This is a genomic window from Mesorhizobium sp. M2C.T.Ca.TU.002.02.1.1, assembly GCF_003997225.1.
In genome coordinates this window covers 1-4,517 of sequence record NZ_RZTO01000517.1, presented here as the reverse complement: position 1 = coordinate 4,517, position 4,517 = coordinate 1, and the positions used below count along the sequence as shown (strand labels likewise).

Genomic DNA, 4,517 nt, shown 5'->3' with positions numbered 1-4,517 from the left:
CTTCCCTTGGCTCAACACGCAGGACCTGGCGCTCGGCTCATTCGGCCGCGGCTGCGAAGGCTGGTTCGACGGACCTGGCCTGATGCAGGCTTTCCGCCGCAAGGCGCGCGCCCAGAAGGTCGACTATCGTGCCGCGACCGTGACCGGACTGACCATGGCTAACCGAAAGAGGGTCGGCGAAGTGGTGCTGGACAATGGCGAACGGCTTTCCGCCGGCATGGTGATCAACGCGGCCGGGCCGTGGAGCGCGGGCATTGCGCGGATGGCCGGCACGCATCTCCCAGTCGTGCCCAGCAAGCGATGCGTCTTCGTCTTCGAAAGCCCGGCGCGGATCGACAATTGTCCTTTCGTCTTCGATACAAGCGGCTTCTGGCTGCGGCCGGAGGGCCAGCTCTTCCTCTGCGGCATTCCACCGGTGCGCGAGAACGATCCGGACGATTTTGGCCTCGATGTGGACTACGACCTGTTCGACGAGCTGATCTGGCCTGCCCTGGCGCACCGCGTGCCCGGCTTCGAACAATTGCGCATGCTGCGTGCCTGGGCAGGCCTCTACGAGTACAACACCTTCGACCACAGCGGCATCATCGGGCCCCATCCGGAAATTCCGAACTTCGTGCTGGCCACCGGCTTCAGCGGTCACGGCATGATGCACGCGGCGGCGACCGGTTCCGGCGTGAGCGACCTCATTGCCTATGGCGAATACCGTTCCATCGATCTCTCGGCCTTCCGCTACGAGCGTATCGCCAACAACCAGCCGATCGAGGAACATGTCTACTGAAGCGGAAGCAAGGCATTGGCATCGGAGTGACAACAACCTGTGAGCGGTGCTATGCGTCCGTTTCTTCAATCAAAATGGCGCCGCACGCTAAATAAAGGCGCCGTCGCCCTAGGCTGATCCATGCTCGTACAGAAGAAAACCATATCGGCCCAGGTCGCCGACGCCATCAGGCAGAAGATCCTGATCGGTGAATACGAGGCGAATGCCCAGCTGCGGCAGGAGCATCTGGCGACCGAGTTCGGCGTCAGCCGGATACCCGTGCGCGAGGCGCTGCACCAGCTTCATTCGGAAGGCTTCGTCACGCTCGTCTCCCACAAGGGCGCCGTGGTTTCTTCGATCTCGCTCGACGAAATCCTCGAGCTTTATGAATTGCGCGCCCGGATCGAGACCTGGCTGCTTGCCCTTGCCATCCCGAGGATGACCGACGACGACCTCGCACTTGCCAAGGAACGAGCCAGGCAGCATCAGGAGCAAGGCGCGACCGGCGAATACTCCAACCAGCTGAACTGGAACTTCCATGCCGCCCTCTACGCCCCGTCCGGCCGCAAGGCGACGATCGAGCTGGTGGGACGCATCTACCAGCAATTGGAGCGCTACACCCGCATGATGGTCTCGCTCACCGAAATTCAGGTGAAGTCCGATCGAGACCACTGGCAGCTTATCGAGCTGTGCGAGGCGAAGGATACGCTGCGCGCCGTCAGCCTGCTGGAAATGCACATCATCACCAGCGGCAAATTCCTGGTCGACAGGCTTCAGGAATTGCGCGGCGACTGACGCGCAGCAACAGCCTGCCGCGCGCCACTTCATATCCTCAGTGGATCATTTACCCGGCAAATTCGTGGCCCGGGTTAAAAGGATCACGCCCGCCTTGTCGGCCGTGTCGTAATAGGTGAAGCCGGTGCGATTTTCCCGGCGCCCGCGCATCAGCACGGAGAGGCCGTCGCGCTCGGCCTCCGCTTCGGCTGCATCCGCGTCGCGGACCTCGAAGCCGATGTGGAAGACACCCTCGCCTTTCGTGTCCAGGTGGATGCGCTGCGGCGTAGGATCGTGGCTCGGTTGGCAGAGCTGCAACTGAACGTTCGGCAAATTGCAGATCCGATATTGCATCGCCACGAAGCCTTTAGGGCTCGGGACCTGCAGCTCCTCGTATTCGGTCAGAGGCGGGTAGGCTTCCCACGGGCCGATACCGATGGAGTCGTAATAGGCCTGCGCCTTGTCGATATCATGCACGACGATGCAGATGTGATGCAGCTTGTCGAAATTACCCATTACCTTGTTTCCCAATTCCCTACTCCTTGACCGGGACGGTGTAGTTGAGCACGCGGCGCCCGCCATCCGGGTAGATGGTCTCGCCGGTGATGTAGGACGCATCGTCGCTGGCGAGAAACGCCACGACCGAGGCGATCTCCGCCGCGGTGCCCAGTCGCCCGAGCGGCGTACGCGAAAGGATCGCGCGGCGCATTTCCTCGGAATCGATGAAGGTACCATCCATCACCATCTCCGTGGCGATCGTGCCCGGACCGACACCGACCACGCGGATGCCATAGGGCGCGAAGGCGACGGCGGCGGTGCCCGTCACCTGATTCATCCCGCCCTTCGAGATCGCATAGGTCGCGACCCGGGGATTGGCGAGCCCGGAATTGATCGAGGACATGTTTATGATCACGCCGCCCTGCCCTTGCGCGATCATCTGGCGAGCGGCCGCCTGCGTGCCCATGAACGCGCCCTTCAAATTGACGGCGAGGACCCGGTCGTAGTCGGCCTCGCTGATGTCGAGAAAGTCCTGGACCGGAGCGATGCCGGCATTGTTGACCATGATGTCGACACGGCCGAACCTGGTGACCGCCGCCGCCACCAGCGCGTCGACCTGCTCCTTCCTGCTGACATCCGTGACCACCGCTGCGACGCTCGCCGGGGAGCCGATTTCGGCAGCGCATTTCTCGAGCTCTTGAGCGTCGATATCGCCGAGCACGACCTTCGCGCCTTCAGCCAGGAAGCGCTCGGCGCATGCGCGCCCGATGCCGCGTGCCGCTCCGGTGACGATCGCGACCTTGCCTGCTTGTCTCATATGCGGTTCCCTCGTCATTCTGAACGGGCCATTGCCTTCGGACCCTTGTCTATCTTAGCGGATCACGAAGGGATTGGCGGTCTTGCCCGCCATATCTATCCACACCGTCTTGGTCTGCAGATAGGCGCCGATCGCCTCCTGCCCGCTCTCGCGGCCGATACCGCTTCTCTTGTAGCCGCCGAAGGGCGCCATATAGGAGACCGCACGGTATGAATTGATCCAGACCATGCCCGCCTCCATCGCCGCCGCGCCGCGCAGCGCCCTGCCCATGTCGCTCGTCCACAGTCCCGCCGCCAGCCCGTAGGGGCTGTCATTGGCAATGGCGAAGGCCTCTTCCTCGTCGTCGAAAGGAATGACCGACAGGATCGGCCCGAACACTTCTTCACGCGCGATGCGCATCGCATTGTTCACGCCGGTAAAGATGGTGGGCTCGACGAACCACCCCTCCGCCAGCTTGTCCGACGCAGGCTTGCCGCCGCCCAGCACGCACAAGGCGCCCTCGCGCTCGGCGATTCCGAGATAGGAGAGCACCTTCTCACGCTGGGACTGCGTGGTGATGGGTCCGACCTGCGTTTCCGGCAGCGCCGGGTTGCCCATTCGGGCGCTGGCGGCAAGCTTGATCACCTCGGCCACGAACCGGTCATGTATCTTGCGCTGGACGAGCAGCCGCGAGCCGGCGATGCAGGTCTGGCCGCTGGCCGCGAAAATGCCGGAGATCGCGCCGTTGACGGCGCTTTCCAGATTGGCGTCGTCGAAGACGATGTTGGCCGACTTGCCGCCGAGCTCGAGCGTGACCGTCTTCAACCCCTCGGCGGCCGCGCGGTAGACGGCAAGCCCGCCCGGCTCGCCGCCCGTGAAGGCGATCTTGGCGACGTCGGGATGGGAGACGAGCGGCACGCCGACATCCTGCGGCATGCCGGTGACGGTGTTGACGACGCCCGGCGGAAAGCCCGCTTGCGCGAACAGCTTGACGAATTCCAGCGTCGAGGCCGAGGCGTGTTCCGACGGCTTGATGACGACGGTGTTGCCGGCCGCCAGCAGCGGCGCAAGCTTCCAGGTGAGCAGCAGCAGCGGCGAGTTCCAGGGCACGATCGCGGCGATGACGCCGAGTGGCTCGTGGCGGGTGAAAGCGAACATGCCGGCCTTGTCGATCGGCAGCACCGCTCCTTCGATCTTGTCGGCGAGGCCGCCGAAATAGCGGTACCATTCGGGGATGTAACGCAGCTGCGCCGTCATCTCGGTGATCAGCTTGCCGTTGTCGCGCGTCTCGATCGCGGCGATGCGCTCGGCATTCTCGGCAATCAGTTCGGCGAGCCGCACCAGGAGCTTGCCGCGCGCGGTCGGCGTGATGCCGGCCCAGTCCTTCGAGCGGAAAGCCGCCTTGGCGGACGCCACGGCCGCGTCCACTTCGGCCTTGCCGCCGCGCGGGATCAGCGCCCACGGCTTGCCGGTGAAGGGGTCATAGCTCTCGAACGTGTCGGCGTTCGATTGCAGCCGACCACCGACCGTGTTCTGGAAGCTGACCAGCGGCATGTCGGCCCTCAACAGGTGGCAAAGCCCAGATGGGCGCGAAAGCGGTTCTTGACCGCTACGGCGTCGCGCGGCGGCAGCGAGCGCGGCAGGTTCTCTGCGGTGATCTTCAGCACGAACAGGCGGGGCCCCTCGGCAGGG

5 protein-coding genes and 1 pseudogene are annotated in these 4,517 nt (G+C 64.0%); 2 read left to right on the top strand and 4 right to left on the bottom strand.

What is annotated here, in order from left to right; translation table 11 throughout:
- Positions 1-778, top strand: a 778-nt coding sequence (locus EOD07_RS23795) for an FAD-binding oxidoreductase (protein ID WP_164772469.1), incomplete at its 5' end; no start/stop codon positions are given.
- A gap of 120 nt (positions 779-898) precedes the next feature.
- Positions 899-1,552, top strand: coding sequence for a GntR family transcriptional regulator (locus EOD07_RS23790; protein ID WP_040983741.1), 654 nt, complete (start codon positions 899-901; stop codon positions 1,550-1,552).
- 45 nt (positions 1,553-1,597) lie between these two features.
- Here EOD07_RS23790 and EOD07_RS23785 read toward each other — a convergent pair whose 3' ends face one another.
- The 4 genes and pseudogenes from EOD07_RS23785 to EOD07_RS38650 form a co-directional block, all read right to left on the bottom strand.
- Positions 1,598-2,047, bottom strand: coding sequence for a VOC family protein (locus tag EOD07_RS23785; protein WP_127237184.1), 450 nt, complete (start codon positions 2,045-2,047; stop codon positions 1,598-1,600).
- Between the two features lie 19 nt (positions 2,048-2,066).
- Entirely contained in the window at positions 2,067-2,846 is a 780-nt protein-coding gene (locus tag EOD07_RS23780) for an SDR family oxidoreductase (RefSeq protein WP_040983739.1), read from the bottom strand.
- A gap of 54 nt (positions 2,847-2,900) precedes the next feature.
- Positions 2,901-4,379, bottom strand: a complete 1,479-nt coding sequence (locus EOD07_RS23775) for an aldehyde dehydrogenase (RefSeq protein ID WP_127237183.1) — start codon at positions 4,377-4,379, stop codon at positions 2,901-2,903.
- Positions 4,380-4,387: 8 nt separating this feature from the next.
- Positions 4,388-4,517: pseudogene (locus EOD07_RS38650) on the bottom strand (aldehyde dehydrogenase); the annotation flags it as partial.